At 74.5% G+C, this 19800-nt stretch carries 22 protein-coding genes; 14 read left to right on the forward strand and 8 right to left on the reverse strand.

Going from position 1 to position 19800, the window contains the following annotated elements:
- The first annotated feature begins 30 nt into the window (after window positions 1-30).
- From galT to BLS67_RS08060, 4 genes are all read left to right on the forward strand, one after another.
- Complete coding sequence (gene galT / locus BLS67_RS08045; protein WP_091242699.1) at window positions 31-1104, forward strand: galactose-1-phosphate uridylyltransferase; 1074 nt, start codon at window positions 31-33, stop codon at window positions 1102-1104.
- Window positions 1101-2195, forward strand: coding sequence for a galactokinase (gene galK / locus BLS67_RS08050; RefSeq protein ID WP_091242704.1), 1095 nt, complete (start codon window positions 1101-1103; stop codon window positions 2193-2195). The genes galT and galK overlap by 4 nt, the downstream gene beginning before the upstream one ends.
- A 77-nt stretch (window positions 2196-2272) precedes the next feature.
- Window positions 2273-2611 (forward strand): hypothetical protein, encoded by a 339-nt coding sequence (locus tag BLS67_RS08055; RefSeq protein WP_131801693.1) that lies wholly within the window; start codon window positions 2273-2275, stop codon window positions 2609-2611.
- 170 nt (window positions 2612-2781) lie between these two features.
- On the forward strand, window positions 2782-3132 hold the full coding sequence (locus BLS67_RS08060) for a hypothetical protein (RefSeq protein WP_091242709.1): 351 nt from the start codon (window positions 2782-2784) through the stop codon (window positions 3130-3132).
- A gap of 121 nt (window positions 3133-3253) precedes the next feature.
- Here the strand turns inward: BLS67_RS08060 and BLS67_RS08065 are convergent, their stop codons facing one another.
- Window positions 3254-3943 (reverse strand): IclR family transcriptional regulator, encoded by a 690-nt coding sequence (locus tag BLS67_RS08065; RefSeq protein ID WP_242653914.1) that lies wholly within the window; start codon window positions 3941-3943, stop codon window positions 3254-3256.
- 81 nt (window positions 3944-4024) lie between these two features.
- Here BLS67_RS08065 and leuC point away from each other — a divergent pair, with 81 nt between their 5' ends.
- The 3 genes from leuC (at window position 4025) to BLS67_RS24050 (ending at window position 6773) form a co-directional block, all read left to right on the forward strand.
- Window positions 4025-5437: a 3-isopropylmalate dehydratase large subunit gene (gene leuC, locus BLS67_RS08070; RefSeq protein ID WP_091242715.1), complete on the forward strand. Its 1413-nt coding sequence runs from the start codon at window positions 4025-4027 to the stop codon at window positions 5435-5437.
- 2 nt (window positions 5438-5439) lie between these two features.
- On the forward strand, window positions 5440-6033 hold the full coding sequence (gene leuD / locus BLS67_RS08075; protein WP_091242719.1) for a 3-isopropylmalate dehydratase small subunit: 594 nt from the start codon (window positions 5440-5442) through the stop codon (window positions 6031-6033).
- 125 nt (window positions 6034-6158) lie between these two features.
- Window positions 6159-6773 carry a copper resistance CopC family protein gene (locus BLS67_RS24050; protein WP_207500412.1) on the forward strand — a complete coding sequence of 205 codons (615 nt, stop codon included), beginning with the start codon at window positions 6159-6161 and terminating at the stop codon, window positions 6771-6773.
- Here BLS67_RS24050 and BLS67_RS08085 read toward each other — a convergent pair.
- From BLS67_RS08085 to BLS67_RS08100, 4 genes are all read right to left on the reverse strand, one after another.
- Window positions 6734-7663 carry an NUDIX hydrolase gene (locus BLS67_RS08085; RefSeq protein ID WP_091242722.1) on the reverse strand — a complete coding sequence of 310 codons (930 nt, stop codon included), beginning with the start codon at window positions 7661-7663 and terminating at the stop codon, window positions 6734-6736. The two genes, BLS67_RS24050 and BLS67_RS08085, sit on opposite strands and share 40 nt — an antisense overlap.
- Entirely contained in the window at window positions 7647-9698 is a 2052-nt protein-coding gene (locus tag BLS67_RS08090) for an RNA degradosome polyphosphate kinase (RefSeq protein ID WP_091243161.1), read from the reverse strand. The genes BLS67_RS08085 and BLS67_RS08090 overlap by 17 nt, the downstream gene beginning before the upstream one ends.
- A gap of 61 nt (window positions 9699-9759) precedes the next feature.
- Complete coding sequence (gene cofC / locus BLS67_RS08095) at window positions 9760-10383, reverse strand: 2-phospho-L-lactate guanylyltransferase (protein WP_242653915.1); 624 nt, start codon at window positions 10381-10383, stop codon at window positions 9760-9762.
- 30 nt (window positions 10384-10413) lie between these two features.
- The gene (locus tag BLS67_RS08100; RefSeq protein ID WP_091242726.1) at window positions 10414-11439 is read right to left on the reverse strand and encodes a DUF4037 domain-containing protein; all 1026 of its coding nucleotides are present in this window, start codon (window positions 11437-11439) and stop codon (window positions 10414-10416) included.
- A 204-nt stretch (window positions 11440-11643) separates the two neighbouring features.
- On the opposite strand from BLS67_RS08100, the gene BLS67_RS08105 reads away from it, so the two are divergent.
- From BLS67_RS08105 to BLS67_RS08135, 7 genes are read left to right on the forward strand one after another with little or no spacing between them, the layout of a single operon-like run.
- Window positions 11644-13554 carry an HNH endonuclease signature motif containing protein gene (locus tag BLS67_RS08105; protein ID WP_165617513.1) on the forward strand — a complete coding sequence of 637 codons (1911 nt, stop codon included), beginning with the start codon at window positions 11644-11646 and terminating at the stop codon, window positions 13552-13554.
- Complete coding sequence (locus BLS67_RS08110) at window positions 13551-13757, forward strand: hypothetical protein (RefSeq protein ID WP_131801695.1); 207 nt, start codon at window positions 13551-13553, stop codon at window positions 13755-13757. The genes BLS67_RS08105 and BLS67_RS08110 overlap by 4 nt, the downstream gene beginning before the upstream one ends.
- A gap of 47 nt (window positions 13758-13804) precedes the next feature.
- Window positions 13805-14611 (forward strand): lysophospholipid acyltransferase family protein, encoded by an 807-nt coding sequence (locus BLS67_RS08115; RefSeq protein WP_242653916.1) that lies wholly within the window; start codon window positions 13805-13807, stop codon window positions 14609-14611.
- On the forward strand, window positions 14608-15603 hold the full coding sequence (locus BLS67_RS08120) for an NAD(P)H-dependent glycerol-3-phosphate dehydrogenase (protein WP_091242738.1): 996 nt from the start codon (window positions 14608-14610) through the stop codon (window positions 15601-15603). The genes BLS67_RS08115 and BLS67_RS08120 overlap by 4 nt, the downstream gene beginning before the upstream one ends.
- 10 nt (window positions 15604-15613) lie before the next feature.
- On the forward strand, window positions 15614-16744 hold the full coding sequence (locus BLS67_RS08125) for a cystathionine gamma-lyase (protein WP_091242741.1): 1131 nt from the start codon (window positions 15614-15616) through the stop codon (window positions 16742-16744).
- Window positions 16745-16769: 25 nt separating this feature from the next.
- The gene (locus tag BLS67_RS08130; protein WP_091242745.1) at window positions 16770-17885 is read left to right on the forward strand and encodes a D-alanine--D-alanine ligase family protein; all 1116 of its coding nucleotides are present in this window, start codon (window positions 16770-16772) and stop codon (window positions 17883-17885) included.
- The gene (locus tag BLS67_RS08135; RefSeq protein ID WP_091242748.1) at window positions 17882-18520 is read left to right on the forward strand and encodes a DUF7373 family lipoprotein; all 639 of its coding nucleotides are present in this window, start codon (window positions 17882-17884) and stop codon (window positions 18518-18520) included. Before BLS67_RS08130 ends, BLS67_RS08135 begins: the two co-directional genes overlap by 4 nt.
- A gap of 13 nt (window positions 18521-18533) precedes the next feature.
- Here BLS67_RS08135 and BLS67_RS08140 read toward each other — a convergent pair whose 3' ends face one another.
- From BLS67_RS08140 to BLS67_RS08150, 3 genes are all read right to left on the reverse strand, one after another.
- Window positions 18534-18920 carry a YchJ family protein gene (locus BLS67_RS08140; RefSeq protein ID WP_091242752.1) on the reverse strand — a complete coding sequence of 129 codons (387 nt, stop codon included), beginning with the start codon at window positions 18918-18920 and terminating at the stop codon, window positions 18534-18536.
- Window positions 18917-19417: a DUF3515 family protein gene (locus BLS67_RS08145; RefSeq protein WP_242653917.1), complete on the reverse strand. Its 501-nt coding sequence runs from the start codon at window positions 19415-19417 to the stop codon at window positions 18917-18919. Before BLS67_RS08145 ends, BLS67_RS08140 begins: the two co-directional genes overlap by 4 nt.
- A 109-nt stretch (window positions 19418-19526) precedes the next feature.
- Entirely contained in the window at window positions 19527-19760 is a 234-nt protein-coding gene (locus BLS67_RS08150; protein WP_091242759.1) for an Lrp/AsnC family transcriptional regulator, read from the reverse strand.
- Window positions 19761-19800 lie beyond the last annotated feature (40 nt).

The following is a 19800-nucleotide window of genomic DNA, read 5'->3' on the forward strand; positions in this document are numbered from 1 at the left end:
CGAAAGCCTCCGGTGTTAACGTTCACAATCGTGATCAGCACCACTCGCCACCTCGCCGACGGCCGCGAGATCGTCTACTTCGACTCCACCCCGACCGCGCGCGAGGCGGTGGATCCGCGGGACCTCCCCGAGGTCGCGACCAAGTCGCAGGTGCGCTGGGACCCGCTGCTGGGGGAGTGGGTGGTCATCGCCGCCCACCGGCAGACCCGCACCTTCCTGCCGCCGGCCGACCAGTGCCCGCTGTGCGCCTCGACGCCGGCCCGGGCCACCGAGGTGCCCGAGGCCGACTACGAGGTCGCGGTGTTCGAGAACCGCTTCCCCTCGCTGTCCACGGAGGTCGACCGCGAGGTCCCGACGCACGCCGAGGGCAACCCGCTGGTGACGCTGCGCCCGGGTGAGGGTCGCTGCGAGGTCATCGTGTTCACCAGCGACCACGACCGCTCGTTCGCGGACCTGGGGCGTGCCCGCGCCCGGCTGGTCGTGGACGCCTGGGCGCACCGCACCGAGGCGCTGTCCGCACTGCCCGGTGTCGAGCAGGTGTTCCTCTTCGAGAACCACGGCGAGGAGATCGGGGTGACCCTGTCGCACCCGCACGGGCAGGTCTACGCCTACCCGTTCCTCGCCCCGCGCGTGCAGCGGATCCTGGGCCAGGTCGCCGGGTACGAGGGGGACCTCTTCGCCGACGTCCTCGCCGCCGAGCGCACGGGCCCCCGGGTGGTCGCGGCCAACGAGCACTGGACGGCGTTCGTGCCGGCCGCGGCGCGCTGGCCCTACGAGGTGCAGCTGTTCCCGCACCGCCGGGTGCCCGACGTCGCGGCGCTCACCGACGCCGAGCGCGACGCCTTCGTCGAGGTGTACCTGGACGTGCTGGGCCGGTTCGCGCACCGCTTCGACGAGCCGATGAACTACATCTCCTCGTGGAACCAGGCCCCGGTGCACGCCGGACGCGACGAGTGGTGGCTGCACCTGCAGCTGTTCAGCTTCCAGCGGGCCCCGGGCAAGCTGAAGTACCTGGCCGGGTCGGAGTCGGGCATGGGTGCCTTCGTGTCCGACACCTCGCCCGAGGGTGCTGCCGAGGCGCTGCGCGCGGTGGTCGTGCCGTGACGTTCGAGGAGGTCTTCGGCACCGCCCCCGAGGGCGTGTGGCTGGCCCCGGGCCGGGCCAACGTCATCGGTGAGCACACCGACTACAACGACGGCTACGTGCTGCCGATCGCGCTGCCGCACCGGGCGCTGGCCTCGGTCGCCCGCCGCACGGACGGGATGCTGGCCGTGGCGTCGGTGCAGCAGCCCGGTGCCGTGGTCGAGCTGCCCATGGCCGAACTGCGGCCGGGCAACCCGGCAGGCTGGGCCGGGTACGTCGCCGGCGTGGCCGAGCAGTTCGACCTGCCCGGCGGGCTGTCGGTGCTCGTCGACGGGAACGTGCCGTCGGGTGCCGGGCTGTCGTCGTCGGCGTCGGTGACCTGCTCGGTGGCCCTGGCCCTGCGCGACCTGCTGCGCCCCGACCTCACGCCCACCGATCTGGTCGACGTCGCCCGCCGGTCCGAGAACGACTTCGTCGGCGCGCCCACCGGCATCCTTGACCAGTCCGCCTCGCTGCTCTGCGAGGCCGGCCACGCGCTCTTCCTGGACACCCGCGACCGCAGCACCCGGCAGGTGCCGCTGGACCTCGCGGCCGCCGGGCTGGCCCTGCTCGTCGTCGACACCGGGCACACCCACTCCCACGCCGACGGCGGGTACGGCGACCGGCGCCGGGAGTGCGAGCAGGCGGCCGCCGCGCTGGGGGTGCCGGCGCTGCGCGACGCGACGCCGGGGTCGGTCGAGACCATCGCCGACGACGTCCTGCGCCGCCGTGCGCGGCACATCGTCACCGACAACGCCCGCGTGCTGCAGGTGGTCGAGCTGCTCACCGGAGGGGGCGACCCGCGGGCGATCGGCCCGGTGCTCACCGCCGGGCACGTGTCGCTGCGCGACGACTTCGAGATCTCGACGCCCGAGCTGGACGCCGTCGTCGACACCGCGCTGGCCGCGGGCGCGCACGGGGCCCGCATGGTCGGCGGCGGCTTCGGCGGATCGGCGATCGTGCTCGTCGAGACCGGCGACCTGGAAGCGGTCACCGCTGCCGTGCAGCCTGCGGGGGGCAGCTACCGCACCTTCGTCGCCGTCCCGTCGACCGGCGCGCACCGCGTCGCCTGAGGCGGTTCTCCGTGCTCGGGTTCCGTCGGGGCCGCGCTGCGCCCCGCGCGTCCGTCGTGCCCTGGCAGGGCAGCACGGTGCGGGCAGAGTTCGCCCTGCTGCCGGTCCGGCGCCGGCGCGAGGTCCCCTCGGTGGTCCTGACCGTCGGCGGGGTCCGGGTCCAGCTGCACGCCTCCGATGTGCGTGCGGTGGGGCGCGGGAGGTCGAGCACCGCCGAGTCCGCCGTCCCGCCGCTGGCCTTCCTGTGCCAGCCGGGCGCCGCGAGCACCGGTTCGGCGGTGCGCGACGACCTCGGCCACCTGCCGGCCGACGCCTGGGTGCTGGTCCTCGACGGTGTCCCGCTCGTCGCCGGCGCGGTCCTGGAGGGCGCGGAGCTGGCCTCGTTCCTCACCTGGGCCGCGGACCTGCCCGGCTGAACGGCCGGGTGAGTGCCGGCCCCTGGGCGAACGGGGGTCGGTCCGGCTCCCCGGCCGTCGTGCCGCCCGGTCCGGCGCCCCGGGGTCACCCCTGCGGGTGGACACCCCTCGACCACAACCGGACGATCACGTTCCCTATTGCGAGGCGGATACACGGGGAGGGACAGGGCATGGGCAGCGGTGTGGCGGCGGCGGCGGGGCGGGCGCCCGGCGCCGTACTCGGCACGGAGACCACGGCGGGGTCGATCGAGCTGCACGACGGCGCTCTGGTGCTCAGCGGCGACATCGGCGACCACCTGTGCGACGAGTTCCGGACCGCCGGCCCGGCGCTGGATGCCGTGGACTGCATCGACGCGCCCCGGGTGACCCTGCTGACCGGCGCCGGGCTCGCGCTGCTGACCGCGGTCGCCCGGGCCCGCGGTGTCGGGGTCCCGCTGTGGGCCGCCCACCGCGCCGTGCTGGACCCGCTGCGGATGGCCGGTCTGGACGACCTGTTCGACATCCGGGCGCCGCGCACCTGAGCCCCAGGGCCCGGCGTCCGGGCTGGGTGCACTCGGCCGGGGTGTCGCCGGATCCCCGGGGTGGGGTTCCGGCGCAACGGGTCACCACCCGGCACGAATCGCGAACACCCCCTCGGACGGGTCAGCGCAGCGAGCGGCCGATGGCGTGGGCGGCCTCCAGCACGGCGCCGACGACCTCGGGGCTGGGACGGCGGCCCAGCCGCTCGACCGGGCCGGACACCGAGACGGCGCCGAGCACCCCGCCCGAGCCGTCCCGCACGGGGGCGGAGAGCGAGGCGACGCCGGGTTCACGCTCGGCGACGCTGTGCGCCCACCCGCGCCGCCGGACGTCGAGCAGGGTGCGGGCGGTGAACGAGGCGGCCGGCAGCAGCGGGGTGACCTCGTCGGCGGGGGCGAAGGCGAGCAGGGCGTGCGCAGCCGAACCGGCGGTCATGGGCAGCCGGGCGCCGACCGGCACGGTGTCGCGCAGGCCGGTCAGCCGCTCGGCGGCGGCGACGCAGACCCGGGCCGAGCCGTCGCGGACGTAGAACTGGGCGCTCTCGCCGCTGGCGTCGCGGAGGGTGACCAGGTGTCGCCCGGCGGCGTCGGCGAGCTGGTCGGACCGGTCGCGTGCGCCGCGACCGAGCTCGGCCAGCGCGGCGCCGGGGGCCCAGGAGCCGTCGGGGAGCCGGCGGACCAGGCGGTGGCCCTCGAGCGCGACGGCCAACCGGTGCGCGGTCGCGCGGGGGAGTCCGGTGCGCTCGACGAGCTCGGCGAGGCTGGCCGGCTCGGCCGCCACCGCGTGCAGGATCGAGACCGCTTTGTCCAGCACGCCGACGGGGTTAGGCTGTCCCACGAGCTGATACTTGCATCCCATTCAATGAGATGCAACCGAGCCTGAGGAGGCACAGCCGTGGGGCAGACCCTGGCGCAGAAGGTCTACGAGCAGCACGTGGTGCGGCGCACCGAGGGCGAGCCGGACCTGCTCTACATCGACCTGCACCTCGTGCACGAGGTAACCAGCCCGCAGGCCTTCGACGGGTTGCGGGCCGCCGGCCGGACGGTCCGCCGTCCCGACCTGACGATGTCGACCGAGGACCACAACGTCCCGACGACGAACCTGCTGGCCCCCATCGCCGACCCGGTCAGCCGGGCCCAGGTCGAGGCGCTGCGCACCAACACCGCCGAGTTCGGCATCCGGCAGGCGCCGATGGGCACCCGCGACCAGGGCATCGTGCACGTCATCGGCCCGCAGCTGGGGCTCACCCAGCCGGGCATGACGATCGTCTGCGGCGACAGCCACACCTCCACCCACGGCGCCTTCGGCGCGCTCGCGTTCGGCATCGGCACCAGCGAGGTCGAGCACGTGCTGGCCACCCAGACGCTGACCCAGCGTCCCGCCAAGCAGATGTCGGTGCGGGTCGACGGCGAGCTCCCGCTGGGCGTGAGCGCGAAGGACGTCATCCTCGCCGTCATCGCCGAGATCGGCACCGGCGGCGGGCAGGGCCACGTCATCGAGTACCGCGGCAGCGCGATCGAGGCGCTGTCGATGGAGTCGCGGATGACGATCTGCAACATGTCGATCGAGGCCGGCGCCCGCGCCGGGCTGATCGCCCCCGACGAGACCACCTTCGCCTACCTGCAGGGCCGCGACCACGCTCCGTCGGGCGAGGACTGGGACGCCGCCGTCGCCGCCTGGCGAGAGCTGCGCACCGACGACGACGCCGTGTTCGACCGCGAGGTCGTCATCGACGCCGCGTCGCTGACCCCCTACGTCACCTGGGGCACGAACCCGGGCCAGGGCCTGCCGATCGGCGCCGCGGTGCCGGACCCGGCCTCGTTCGCCGACGAGTCCGACCGGGCGGCGGCCGAGTCCGCGCTGGCCTACATGGGCCTGACCGCCGGTACCCCGCTGCGCGAGATCAGCGTCGACACCGTCTTCCTGGGGTCCTGCACCAACGGCCGGATCGAGGACCTGCGGGTGGCCGCCGAGCTGCTGCGCGGCAACCACGTCGCCGCCGACACCCGCATGCTCGTCGTCCCCGGCTCGGTGTTCGTGAAGCAGCAGGCCGAGGAGGAGGGCCTGGACGCCGTCTTCACCGCCGCCGGCGCCGAGTGGCGCGGGGCCGGCTGCTCGATGTGCCTGGGCATGAACCCCGACCAGCTGGCCCCGGGCGAGCGGTCGGCGTCGACCTCGAACCGCAACTTCCAGGGCCGGCAGGGCAAGGGGGGCCGCACGCACCTGGTGTCGCCGGCCGTCGCCGCGGCCACCGCCATCACCGGGCGGCTGACCGCGCCCGCCGACCTGCAGACCGCTGGAGCCTGACGATGGACGCCTTCACCACCCACACCGGCACCGCGGCCCCGCTGCGGCGCAGCAACGTCGACACCGACCAGATCATCCCGGCCGAGTACCTCAAGCGGATCACCCGCACCGGGTTCGAGGACGGCCTGTTCGTCGCGTGGCGCACCAACGAGCCGGACTTCGTGCTCAACAAGCCCGAGTACGCCGACGCCTCGATCCTGGTGGCCGGCCCCGACTTCGGCACCGGGTCCTCCCGCGAGCACGCCAACTGGGCGCTGCTCGACGGCGGGTACAAGGTCGTCATCAGCGCCCGGTTCGCCGACATCTTCCGCAACAACTCGACCAAGTCCGGCCTGCTCACCGTGGTGCTGCCGGCCGCCGACGTCGAGGCGCTGCAGGACGCCTGCGAGACCGACCCGACGCTGGCCGTGACCGTGGACCTCGTCGCCCGGGAGGTCCGCTGGGCCGACCGGGTGAGCGGGTTCGAGATCGACGACTACACGCGCTGGCGCCTGCTGGAGGGGCTCGACGACATCGGGCTCACCGAGCGGCACCTGGGCGACATCGACGCCTTCGAGGCCGCCCGCCCGGCGTGGAAGCCCCGCACGCTGGCCTGATCCACCGCACGCCGGAGGCCGTCGTCCCCACCCGGGGACGGCGGCCTCCGGCGTACCGGGAACCCCGCCGGCCGGGACGACGACCAACCACCCGACACCACCGACACGCGACCGGGAGGCCCGCCGTGCCCCGCACCCGCCCGTCCACGCTGCTGCTCACCCTGCTCGTGGCCGCCACCGCGTGGCTGGCCACCGCCGGCACCGCCCAGGCGCACACCGGGCTGACCTCCACCACCCCGGCCGAGGGCAGCACGGTCACCGAGCAGCTCACCGCGGTCACCCTCACCTTCAGCGGTGCGGTCCGCGGGCCGGAGGTGGTCGTCACCGGCCCGGACGGCGCCGTGGTCAGCACCGCCGCCGCCACCGGTGAGGGCAGCACCGTGACGGTGCCGGTGACCCCCACGGCGACCGGCCCGCACACGGTGACCTGGGCGGTGACCTCCGCGGACGGGCACGACCTGACCGGGACGGTCGGCTTCGACCACGCCGGCCCGGTCGTCGTCCCCGCGGTGCCCGAGGCGCCGACGTCCGTGACCGCGACGTCCTCGTCGGCCGCGCCCCCGGCCGACGTGGTCGTGGCGCAGCCCGGCGCGGCGGCGTCGGAGGCCCCGGAGGACGGCGGCAACCTGCTGGTCAACGGCACCGCCGCCGTCCTGGTGCTGGCCGTGGTGGCCGGTGCGGTGTTCCTGGTGCGCCGGCGTCAGGCCGGGGCGTCCGGGTCGGCCGGGAAGTCGCGGTAGTAGTCGGCGAGCAGCGCGCCGGGGCGGCCACCGAGCACCCAGACGCTGCCCTTGGCCGAGGGCGGCCACAGCGCGCCCGCCGTCCCCGGGTAGCGCACCCCGAGGGCCATGAGCACCGACGGGATGGCACCGCCCTGGCTGCAGACCACGGTCACCCCGGGCTCGGCCCGGGGCTCGAGCCAGCTCTCCACCAGGTCGATGCCGGCCTGCGGGTCGTCGCCGAAGCCGTCCTCGCCCAGCTCGGGCACGGTGCCCAGCGGCACCGCCAGCTGCTCGGCCAGCGGGGTCACCGTCTGCTGGCACCGCACCGGCGGTGCGGCCAGCACCTCGGTCGGGGCGAAGGCGGTCAGCACCTGGGCGAGCCGGCGGGCCTGCGCCCGGCCGCGGCCGTCCAGCGGGCGGGCGGCGTCGGGGCCGGCGAAGTCGGCGCGCTCACCGGCGCTGGCGTGCCGGACCAGCAGCAGCGTCGGGGTCCGCGGTACGTCGGACCGGGCGAGGTCGGCCAGCACCGCGGCGTCGTGCGGATGGGTGACCAGCTCCGACGCCGCGCTCACCGGCAGCCAGCGCAGCTCGTCGACCTCGTCGTTGACCACGAACTCGCCGGCCACGTGCTGCATGGTCCAGTAGTCGACCCGCTTGGGGCCGTGCCGGTGCACGTACCGGGTCTGCACCCCGCGTCGTCCGACCGCCACGGTCAGCCCGGTCTCCTCGCCGACCTCGCGGACGGCGGCCTGCAGGGGGTGCTCGCCGCGGTCGAGCTTGCCCTTGGGCAGCGACCAGTCGTCGTACTTGGGCCGATGCACCACCGCGGTCTCGAGCACCCCGCCGGCACCCCGCCGCCAGACCGCGCCGCCGGCGGCCGGCTGCACCCGGTCAGCCAGCGAGCTCACCGGCCACCACCCGCGCCTGGAAGTCGCGCTCGCCCGTGCGGGTCCAGCTGCCGTCGGCGCCCAGCTGCCAGCTGCGGACGTCGTCGGCCATGGCGCCGTCGAACATCCGCTGCAGCTGCTCGGTGGCGTGCACGTCGCTGATCCGCAGCAGCACCTCGACCCGGCGGTCCAGGTTGCGGTGCATGAGGTCGGCGCTGCCCAGCCACCACTCGGGCGACCCGTCGTTGAGGAAGTTGCACACCCGGGAGTGCTCCAGGAACCGGCCCACGATCGAGCGCACCCGGATGTTCTCGCTGAGCCCCGCGACCTGGGGTCGCAGGGCGCAGATGCCGCGGATCCACAGCTCGACCGGCACCCCGGCGCCCGAGGCCTCGTAGAGCGCGTCGATGAGCTCCTCGTCGACCAGGGAGTTCACCTTGATCCGGATGCCCGACGGGCGGCCCTCGGCGGCGTGCCGGGCCTCGCGGCGGATCTTCTCCAGCAGCCCGGCGCGGACCCCGTGCGGGGCCACCAGCAGCGACCGGTAGGTGGTCTGCCGTGAGTACCCGGTGAGGGTGTTGAACAGGTCGGTCAGGTCGGCGCCGACCCGCGGGTCGGCGGTGAGAACGCCGAGGTCCTCGTAGATGCGGGCCGTCTTCGGGTTGTAGTTGCCGGTGCCGATGTGGCAGTACCGCCGCAGGACGCCGTTCTCGCGGCGGACCACCAGCGCGGTCTTGCAGTGCGTCTTCAGCCCCACCAGGCCGTACACGACGTGGCAGCCGGCGCGCTCCAGCGAGCGGGCCCAGCTGATGTTGGCCTCCTCGTCGAAGCGGGCCTTGATCTCCACCAGCACCACGACCTGCTTGCCCGCCGTCGCCGCCTCGATCAGCGCCTGCACGATGGGGGAGTCACCCGAGGTGCGGTACAGCGTCTGCTTGATCGCCAGCACCAGCGGGTCGGCGGCGGCCTGCTCGATGAACCGCTGCACGCTGGTGGCGAAGGAGTCGTAGGGGTGGTGCACCAGCACGTCGCCCTCGCGCAGCGTGGCGAAGACGCTCTTGGGGGTCTCGCCGTCCGAGAGCCGCGGGTGCGTGCCGGGCACGAACGGCTCGTCCTTCAGCTCGGGCCGGTCCAGGCCGTAGAGCGCCATCAGCGCGGCGAGGTCCAGCAGCCCGGGCACGTGCAGCACGTCGCTGGGGGAGACCTCGAGCTCGTGCAGCAGGACGTCGAGGATCTGCGGGTCCATGGTGTCGGTGACCTCGAGCCGCACCGCGGGTCCGAACCGGCGGCGGGCCAGTTCGCGCTCGAGGGCCTGCAGCAGGTCCTCGTCGCGGTCCTCCTCGACCTCGACGTCGGCGTTGCGGGTGACCCGGAACAGGTGGTGGTCGATGACCTCGAGGCCGGGGAACAGCTGGTTGAGGTGCGCGGAGATGAGGTCCTCGAGCGGCAGGAAGACCGACTCGTCGTCCTCGGTGACCACCGGGACGAAGCGCGGCACGTTGTCGGGCACCTTCACCCGGGCGAACCGCGGGGCGCCGGTCTCGGGGTCGCGCACGGACACGGCCAGGTTCAGCGACAGGCCCGAGATGTAGGGGAAGGGGTGCGCGGGGTCGACGGCCAGCGGGGTGAGCACCGGGAAGACCTGGTCGCGGAAGTACTCGCGCAGCCGCATCGACTCGGCGTCGCCGACCTCGGTCCAGTGCACGATGCGGATGCCGTGCTGCTCCAGCCGGGGGGCGACGTCCTGGACGAAGACCGCGGCGTGCCGGGCGACGAGCTCCTGGGTGCGGGCCGTGATCCGGGACAGCTGCTCGCGGATGGTCAGGCCGTCGGGCGAGCGCATCGTCAGACCGGTGCTGTGCCGGCGCTTCAGCCCGGCGATGCGCACCATGTAGAACTCGTCGAGGTTGCTGGCGAAGATCGACAGGAACTTGACCCGCTCGAGCAGCGGCGCGTTCTCGTCCTCGGCGAGCTCCAGCACCCGCGCGTTGAAGTCCAACCAGGACAGCTCGCGGTTCAGGAAGCGGTCGGCGTGCTGGGCCGTCTCGGTCTGCATCTCGGACACCGCGACATCTTCGCCTACGCCGGTGAACAGCCGGTGATCACGCCCGGTCAGGTCACGCGCAGGCCTCGTGCGCCACGGCGCGCGTCCGCGGCCCGGCGCCCAGTGCACGGGCTGCGGCCAGGTGCTCGGCGGTGTCGACGTCGCGGCGCAGCCCGGGCCAGTCGCCGGCCAGGGCCACCGCGCCGGACACGGCGTGCGCGGCGGCCGACCCCGGGCCGAAGGCCGGCGCGAGGTCACCGCCGGTGACGGCCAGCAGCGTCGTCCCGGTGCCCTCGGCGTCGGCGACGAAGGACCGCGGGACACCGGCCGCTGCCCGCAGCGCCTGGTCCAGCTCGTCGGCCTGCAGGGCCGGCAGGTCCGAGTTGAGGACGGCGACGAACCGCGCCCCGGTCGCTGCGGCCCCCTGCACCAGGGCGGCGTTCAGGCCCCCTGCGGGTTCGTCGGGGACCACCCGCGCGCCCAGCTGGGTGGCCAGCGCGGCGGCGCGCGGGTCGGCGGTGACCACCCACAGGGAGCCGACCTCCCGGGCGAGGGCGGCCGCCGCCAGCGTGTCGCCGAGCATCGCGAGGACGAGGTCCTCGTGCTCGGCGCGGTCGACCACCGGCCCCAGCCGGGTCTTGGCCAGCGCCAGCCGCTTGGCGGGGACCACGACCGACCAGTGCTGCACCTGCTGCACGCTGCCACACCTGCCTGTCCCCGGCCTGGGTCAGCGGGCCACCGATGCTCGCCGGGCAGCGGGGTCCAGGAGGACGTCGACGTTCGACGTGCGCTGCTCGACGGACCCGCGGCCCGTGGGCAGGGCGCGCACGGCGGGGTCCACGACCCGGTCCAGCAGCTGTGCGGCGATGGCCGGGTCGGGGTGCAGGTGCGGCCGGTCCCAGAACGGGACGGCGGCCCGGGCGACGTCGGTCAGCCCCAGCTCCCGATGCCGGGCGACCAGGACGTCGAGCGCGGCGGCCAGGGCGTGCTGGCGGTCCTCGCGGCCGGCTCCCCGGAGTGCGGCGTCCAGGGCCGGGGCGAGGCGTGCGGCGAGCGGGAGGCGGGCGAACGCGGTGCCGAACCACTTCGCCCAGGGCGCCCACCGCTGGTCGAGCAGGAACGCCAGGTGCATGAGCACCTGGACCAGCCGGGCGGTGACCACGCGCGAGCCGAGGTCGTCGCCCACGTCGGCGGCGCGGCCCACGGCGGGCAGCTCCTGGGCGATCCGCAGCCAGTCGCAGGCCAGGACGTGGCACCAGACGTCGTCGGGGTACCAGGCGAGCGCGGCGCGGGCGGCGCCGATCTCCCCGGTCCGGTCGGCGAAGACCGGGCCGGCGACGACCTCCAGCACCGCCTGCCCCGACAGGGACAGCCAGTCGGTCACGCCGATCCCGTCGAGCGGGTCGAACCCGAGCCCGCCGCGCAGGAACTGCGGGACGGTGGCGACGTGCACCTGGTGCTGCACGGTCGTCGACCCGGTGGTGGCGAACCGGGTGGGCAGTCCGCCGAAGCTGTCGGGCAGCGCGCGGTCGAGCTCCTCGGCGACGACGCGGGGCAGCCCGTCCGGCACCAGCAGGGTCAGCCGCAGCCCCCAGTCGTGGTCCCGAGAGGTGGCGTCGTCCAGCCCGAGCACGTCCGACCCGGACCCGAGCCGACCGATCGCGTACCGGAGCTCCGGGAAGCGAGCCTGCAGCAGCGGCTCCACGACCTGGGTGACGTAGCCGCGCAGCAGCTCCTGCGTCTCGGTGCTCATGTCGTCGCGGTGGTCATGTCGTCTCCGTGGTTGCAGCGCCTCCGTGGTTGCAGCGTGTCCGCGGTGCTCACGGAGAGCATCCTGTCGCGGCAGCGCGTCGCATCCCGGCGGCGACCGGACGCGATCGACCAACAGCGGAGAATCACCTGCTCAGCTGTCTGTCGAGGGCCCAGAACTGTCGTACCCCTCTGGTGGACTGAATCCATGACGGCGACGGCGGAGCGGTTCTGGGTGGAGATCACCCCGCGCCGTGCTGTCGTCCGCGCGGAGGGCCCGACGGTGTTGCCGCAGTTGACCGGGCTGGCTGCTGCAGCGGGTCTGGAGGGCGCTGAGCTGGATGCGGAGTTGTCCTCGGTGCACCGGCAGATGTCCGCTCTCGCCGCGTACCGAGCGGGGTTGATCGAGCGCAAGGCCACCCTCGGTGCCCAGCACCCGTTGCCGTTCGCTCCTGGTGCTCGGACCGACACCCGCCCGAATGCTGATGTCGATGATCCGTCGCTGCAGGCCGCCGACGACTTCCTGCCCGACGAGGTCGCGGTCCTGCTGAACACCTCGGTGGCTTCGGCCCGGTACCTGGTGGACGACGACCTGGCGCTGGTGCGGCAGCTGCCTGCGGTGTGGCACGCGTTGGCCGACGGCCGGATCGACGAGGCGCGGGCGAAGGTGATCGTGAAGGCGTTGCGCTACCAGGCTGCGTCGTGGGGCGGGCCGGTCGACGACGCCGTGATCGACGCGATCGCTGCCCGGGCGGTGGAGTGGGCGGCCGCCGGGTGCCCGCCCACCACGTTGCGGGAGCGGATCGACGCCGCGCTGATCGCCGCCGACCCCGAGGCTGCCGACCGGCGCAAGTCCCTGCGCAAGCGGGAGGCCGGGGTGCGGGTGCAGGGCACCGGCGACGGCCTCGCTGACCTGCGCGCGACGAACCTGGAGGCCGCGGACGCGAAGCTTGTCAAGGCCCAGCTGGGCGCGTTCGTGCGGAAGCTGAAGGCCGACGGGGACACCCGCTCGACCGGGGAGATCGAGACCGAACTCGTGGTCATGCTGCTGACCCGCCCGTGGGAGCAGCTGGACCCGGCGATCGCGCACCTGACGGTCAACGCCGACCTGGCCGACCTGCTGGTGCCCGACCTCAGCGCCCTCATCGCCCAAGCCCAGGCCGAGGCCGAGGGCGGTGAGGGCGATGTCGAAGGTGAGTCCGCCGCGACTGCCGACTCCGATTCCGCCACCGACTCCGATGCCGGCGCCGCGGACGACGACTCCGGCGCGGATGACGCCGAGGACGACACCGTTGTCGAGGCCGACGCCGGGGACACCGTTGCCGGCGAAGCCTTCGAGGTCCCAGGCGGTGCTGCGCATTCAGCGCGGATCGGTCCAGCCGACGAGGGGACAGGTGTGCCCGATGCCAGGGTCGGTGAGCAGGTGCCTTCCGGTGGTGCTCGAGTCGGGCACGTCGACGGGCTGCCGGTCAGCCCGGCCGCCGTGCGCTCGCTCCTGACCTGTATCGACGCCCTCGGACTCACCCACCCCGACGGCGGCGGTGAGCTGGCGTTCACCATCACCGGCCAGGGCGGTCGGCTGCTGGCCGTGGCCACCCCCGAGGAGCTGGTCGCCGCCGCGAAGACCGGGCGCGGAGTCGGACCACCACCGGGAGCGCCGGGCTACACCCCGACCGCCGCGCAGTACCGGTACCTGCGCGCCCGCGACCGGCACTGCCGCTTCCCCGGCTGCCGCCAGGTCGCCCGAGCCTGCGACGCCGACCACGTCGTCCCCCACGACCACCACAACCCTGCAGGCGGCGGGCCCACCTGCGTCCGCAACCTGGCCATGCTCTGCCGCCGACACCACAGGCTGAAGACCCACTCCCGCGGCTGGCGGTTCGCCATGGAGGCCGACGGCACCCTGCACGTCACCACACCCGGCGGCACCATCCGCACCACCAGGCCGCCAGCCATGGGCGAGGTCCTCGACCTCCTCGACGAACCACCCCGCCGTACGACCTCGACTCGGACCCACCGCCCTTCTGACCGGGGCTGTCGGGCCGGAGATGAACAGCGGGTGACGAGCCACCGGGACAGCTGGTCGTGGTCGTGGGGAAGCCCTACGGTGCGGCCATGATCCCGATCGGGGAACTCGTGGTGACCGGTGTCGTCGTCCTGGTCCTGGTGGTCGTGGGGGCCCTGCTCCTGCGGCGGGCGCTCCGCCGGCGGCGGGAGGGTTGGTACGCCGCCGTCGGCGACGTCCCCGCCACCGACGCCCGCGGTGCGGTGAACCGGAGCAGCTGGATGCTCGGCGGCGGGGGAGGCGGCGGAGGGGGCTGAGCGCGGCCGGGTCCACCCGACCCGGTGTGACGGGGCAAACTGACCGGGTGAGTCCTGATGCCGTCCCCGGTCCGGGGAACACCTGGCCGCGGCGACGGTGGCGGCCGCGGCCGAAGCTCGACTGGGCGCTGACGATGTGCCTGTGGGTCGTCTGGCCGGTCTGCGCGCTGCTCTACGACCTGCGGCTCCGGCACGCCGAGCGGATCCCGGCCCAGGGCGGGGTGCTGCTGGTGGCCAACCACGTCTCGGTCCTGGATCCGCTGGCCTGCGCGATGCTGGTCTACGACGCCGGTCGGGTGCCGCGGTTCCTCGCCAAGCACGCCGTGTTCACGGGCCTGGCCGGCACCATCCTGCGGTCGGCCGGCCAGATCCCGGTCTACCGCGGCACGTCGGCGGCCCAGTCGTCGATGAACGCCGCCGAGGAGGCCCTCGCCGCGGGCGAGGTCGTCGTGATCTACCCCGAGGGGTCGGTCACCCGTGATCCCGACTGGTGGCCCATGGAGCCGCGCACCGGGGTCGCCCGGCTCGCGCTGACCACCGACGCCGTCGTCGTCCCGCTCGCCCAGTGGGGGCCGCAGCGGGTGCACGACTACCACGCCAAGAAGCTCCACCTCCGGCTGCGCACCCGCGCCGACTACCTGGTGGGGGAGCCGGTCGACCTGTCCGACCTCCGCGCCGAGGCACGGTCGGGTGGGCCCCTGTCGTCCCGCCTGCTGCACCAGACCACCGACCGGCTGATGGGCCAGGTGCGCGCGCAGCTGGGCGAGGTCCGCGGCACCACGCCCCCGGCCGCGATCCACCCCCGGCCCGGCCGCACCCCGGGCGACCTGCCGGGCGCGGCGGGCGCCGCGTGACCCGGGCCGCGGTGCTGAGCGCGGGCAGCTGGGGGACGACCTTCGCCAAGGTGCTCGCCGACGCCGGCTCCGACGTCACCCTGTACGCCCGCCGCCCGGAACTGGCCGCCTCGATCACCGCGGACCGGGAGAACGCCGACTACCTGCCGGGCATCGCGCTCCCGGACCGGCTGCGCGCCACCCACGACGCCGCCGAGGCCCTCGAGGGCGCCGACGTCGTCGTGCTGAGCATCCCCTCGCAGTCCCTGCGGCAGAACCTCTCCGGGTGGGCGCCCCTCATCCCGCCCGGGGCGACCCTGCTGTCGCTGATGAAGGGCATCGAGCTGGGCAGCACCCGGCGCATGAGCGAGGTGATCTGCGAGGTCACGGGCGCGTCGCCCGACCGGGTCGCCGTGCTCAGCGGCCCGAACCTGGCCCGCGAGATCGCCGGGGAGCAGCCGGCGGCCACCGTCATCGCCTGCACCGACACCGACCGCGCCGAGGCCCTGCAGGCGGCCTGCCACACCCGCTACTTCCGGCCCTACACCAACCCCGACGTCGTGGGCTGCGAGCTGGGCGGCGCGGTCAAGAACGTCATCGCGCTGGCCGCGGGCGTCGCCGAGGGCCTGGGCTTCGGCGACAACACCCGGGCCTCGCTCATCACCCGCGGTCTGGCCGAGACCATGCGGCTGGGCCTGGCCCTGGGCGCCGACCCGCTGACGTTCTCCGGGCTGGCCGGGCTGGGCGACCTGGTGGCCACCTGCTCCTCGCCGCTGTCGCGCAACCGCACCTTCGGCGAGCACCTGGGCCAGGGCATGAGCCTCGAGGAGACGGTCGCCGCAACCCGGCAGACGGCCGAGGGCGTGAAGTCCTGCCGGTCCGTGCTGGACCTCGCCCGCGCCCACGGCGTCGAGGTGCCGATCACCGAGGCCGTCGTCCGGGTGTGCCACGAGGGGGAGTCCCCGGTGCAGATGGTCCGCGAGATCATGAGCCGGGAGGCGAAGTCCGAGTGAGGAAGTCCGAGTGAGCTGGTCCGACGGCACCCGCGTCGTGCGCGGCGGCGACGAGCCCCCCGTCCCGGGTACCCCGTTGCGGCCCAGCCCGGTCTTCGCCGCCCCGTACCACCTGGGCGAGGACCCCTACGCCGCGGACTTCTACGCCCGCCCCGGGCACCCGACGCTGCGGGTGTTCGAGGAGGCCGTCGGTGACCTCGACGGCGGCGACTGCCTCGCCTTCGCCACCGGCATGGCCGCGATCAGCGCCGCGCTCTTCGCCGTCGTCCGGGCCGGGGACCGGGTGGTCATCCCCAGCGACGGCTACTACCAGACCCGCGCGCTCGGGGACGGCGAACTGGCCCGCTTCGGGGTCGTGGTCGAGCAGGTACCCACGCTCGAGATCGCCGCCGTGGCCGCCCGCGGGGACCTCGACGGTGCGGCGTTCGTGCTGCTGGAGACGCCGTCCAACCCCGAGCTGGACGTCTGCGACATCGCCGCCGTGGCCGCCGCCACGCAGGCGACCGGCGCCGTCCTGGCCGTGGACAACACCACCGCCACCCCGCTGGGCCAGCGACCGCTGGCGCTGGGCGCGGACCTCACCGTCGGCGCCGACACCAAGGCCCTCACCGGGCACAGCGACCTGCTCATGGGGCACGTCTCGACCGCCCGCACCGACCGGGGCCGCGAGCTGCAGACCCGGCTGAAGGCCTGGCGCGACCGCACCGGCAACGGCCCCGGCGCCTTCGACGCCTGGCTGGCCCACCGCTCCATGGGCACGCTGGACCTCCGGCTGACCCGCCAGGCCAGCACCGCCGCCGCTGTCGCCCAGCTGCTGGTCGACCACCCGGCGGTCACCGGCGTGCGCTGGCCCGGCCGGCCCGACGACCCGTCGTACGAGGTCGCCGCCCGGCAGATGCTGCGCATGAACGGCGTGGTCTCGGCGACCCTGGCCGACGAGGCCGCCGTGCACGCGCTGACCCGCAGCAGCCGGCTCTGGCTGGCGGCCACCAGCTTCGGCGGCGTGCACTCCACCGTCGACCGCCGCGCCCAGTGGGGCGGCGACGCCGTCGCCGACGGGTTCGTGCGGTTCTCCTGCGGCATCGAGGACACCGCCGACCTCGTCGCCGACCTGACCACCGCCTTGGACACCCTGGTGTGACCCCCGGCCGATAGGGTCCGGGGCGATGACCGAGACACGCAGGACCAGGGTCGCCGTCGTCTTCGGGGGGCGGAGCGCGGAGCACGCGATCTCCTGCGTCTCCGCCGGCAGCGTGATGGCCGCGATGGACCCCGACCGGTACGAGGTGGTCCCGGTGGGCATCACCCGCGAGGGCGGGTGGGTGCTGCACGACGGCGCCCCGCTGGCCATCGAGGGCGGCCGGCTGCCCGAGGTCACCGGGGGGACGGCGGTCTCGCTGGTGGGTGACCCGGCCGGCCGCGGGCTGTCGGTGCTGGAGCCCGGCGAGGCGTTCGGCCGGCTGACCGACGTCGACGTCGTGTTCCCGGTGCTGCACGGCGCCTACGGCGAGGACGGCACGATCCAGGGCCTGCTGGAGATGAGCGGGTTGCCCTACGTGGGCTCCGGCGTCTTCGCCTCGGCGGCCTCCATGGACAAGGAGTTCACCAAGAAGCTGCTCACCGCCGCCGGCATCGCGCAGGGCGACCACGTGGTGCTCCGCGACGCGCACGGTGCCCTGACCACCGACCCGTCCGCGCTGTCGGCCGCCCAGCGCGAGCGCCTGGGGTTGCCGGTGTTCGTCAAGCCCTCCCGGGCCGGGTCCAGCATCGGCATCACCAAGGTCGCCGACTGGGCCGACTTCGACGCCGCGGTGGCCACCGCGGCCGCCGTCGACACCAAGGTCGTGGTCGAGGCCGCCGTCCCGGGTCGCGAGGTCGAGTGCGGCGTGCTGGCCGGTGTCGGGGGCGGCCTGCCCGAGACCAGCCTCCCCGCGGAGATCAAGCTGAAGGCCGGCGTCGACTGGTACGACTTCGACGCCAAGTACCTCGACGACGCCGTCGACTTCGACGTGCCGGCCGACCTCACCCCCGAGCAGACCGCCGCCGTCCAGGAGGTCTCCCGACGGGCCTACCTGGCGCTGGACTGCCGCGGCCTGGCCCGCGTGGACTTCTTCCTGGGCACCGACCCCGCCACCGGGGCCGACCTGCTGGTGGTCAACGAGGTCAACACCATGCCCGGCTTCACGCCGATCTCGATGTTCCCGCGGATGTGGGCGGCCTCGGGCGTCCCCTACCCGGAGCTGGTCGACCGGCTGCTGGCCGGCGCCCTCGCCCAGGGGTGACCCGCCGGTTCGGTCTGGTGCTCGCCGGGTTGCTGGTGTCCGGCTGCTCGGCCGGTGTCCCGGGGACCGCCACCCCGGCCGGCACGGCGTCGGTCGGTGCGCTGCCCGGTGACGTCGAGGCCCTCGGCGAGCTGGTGCTCACCGACGTCCCGTCCGGGCTGCCGCTGGTGCCCGACGACGAGCTCGAACCGCCGGCCGGGCCCAAGACCCTCGACGACGTCGCCGGGTACTCCGACGACGTCGAGCGCGAGGAGCAGGTGCTCACCGACTACGGCTACCGCTGGGGCTGGGAACGGTTCTGGCGCGACGACGGCGGCCTCACGTCGGTCTTCGTCGACCAGTTCGAGAGCGCGGACGGCGCAGAGTCCTACGCGGCCGACCTGGCCCGCAACGACACGGACCTCTACGGCGGCAACCCCGACCGCAGCCCCGACGGTCTGCCCGACGGGTGCAGCACGCTGGCGGTGGACGACCCGGCCGAGGAGTCCGGGCTGACCGCGCCGACGGTGTTCGCCTGGTGCGCGCACGGCCCGTTCGCCGTGGCCGTGGCCGTGGTCGGCGACTCCTCCGACACGGCGCTGGCCGAGGTCGACCAGCTCGTCGACGAGCAGCTGGACCGGCTGCCCCGCGGGTGACCGGACCGGCGGCTCAGGGGAGGGCGACGCCGTCCAGGTAGCACCAGCGCCCGCCGACCCTGGTGAACCGGCTGCGCTCGTGCTGCGCCCCCCGGCGCCCGTCGGCCCGGTAGGAGGCGCGGAACTCCACGACGCCCTCGGCGGCCAGCAGCCCCCCGCCCTCGGTGGCCAGGACGTCCAGGCCCAGCCAGCGGGTCCGGTCGTCCAGCTCGAGGGACGGCGGTCGGGTGTCCGGGTGCCAGGTGGTCAGCAGGTAGCCGGTGTCGCCGACGACGAACGCGCTGTACCGCGACCGCATCAGCTGCTCGGCGGTGCCGGCCGCGCCCGACCCGTCGTGCAGCCGCCCGCAGCACTCGGGGTAGGTGAGCCCGGTGCCGCACGGGCAGCGGGTGGGGGTCATCGCGCCGGGATCGCGCTGGCGATGAGCGGGCTCAGCGCGGTGCCCGCAGCGCCGTCGGTGCTCGACGGGATGCGGAGCTGGACCGCCACGGTGCGGTCCGCCGTCGTCCAGACGTTGACCGTGGGGTCGTCGGTGTCGACGAACCAGGTGATGCCGTTGATCGTGAACAGCAGGGCGTCGGCGGGGTAGTCGGGCTGGTCGACGCCGCAGACCAACGTCGTCGCCGGGTCCCCCCACGCGTAGGCGTACGGCGAGTCGGAGGCCACCCGCCGGCTGTCGTCGCCGGCCAGCTCCAGCGGGAGCTGGCTCATCAGCGCCGGGCAGGCGGCGTCCGCCTCGGGGGTGATCGGCGGGGTCTGCACCTCGACGGTGCTGTCGTCGCGCTGGGTGGGGGTCGCACCCGTCACGTCGGCCGCGGCGTCGTCGTCACCGGGGCCCAGCACCCGGATCAGCACCAGAAGGGCGACGACCACCGGCACCGCGACCGCGGTGGCCACGATCGCCGCGCGCCGGGTGGGGTCGGCCGCACGGGTGGTGTCGGCACCGGTGTCGGGTGCGGTGCCGGGTGCGGTGTCGGTCCCGGTGTCGTCGCTCAGGGGAGTGGCCTCAGAGGTTGACGACGGGGCAGGTCAGCGTGCGGGTGATGCCGTCGACGGACTGCACGCGCGCCACGACCAGGCGACCCAGCTCGTCGACCGAGCCGGCCTCGGCGCGGACGATCACGTCGTAGGGGCCCGTGACGTCCTCGGCCTTGGTGACGCCGTCGATCCCGCTGATGGTCTGGGCGACCGCGGCGGCCTTGCCGACCTCGGTCTGGATCAGGATGTAGGCGTGGACCACTGGAGAACCCTCCTCGGGCAGGGCGTCGAGACCGCCGGAC

The sequence above is a fragment of the Klenkia soli genome (genome assembly GCF_900103975.1).
Lineage (GTDB): Bacteria > Actinomycetota > Actinomycetes > Mycobacteriales > Geodermatophilaceae > Klenkia > Klenkia soli.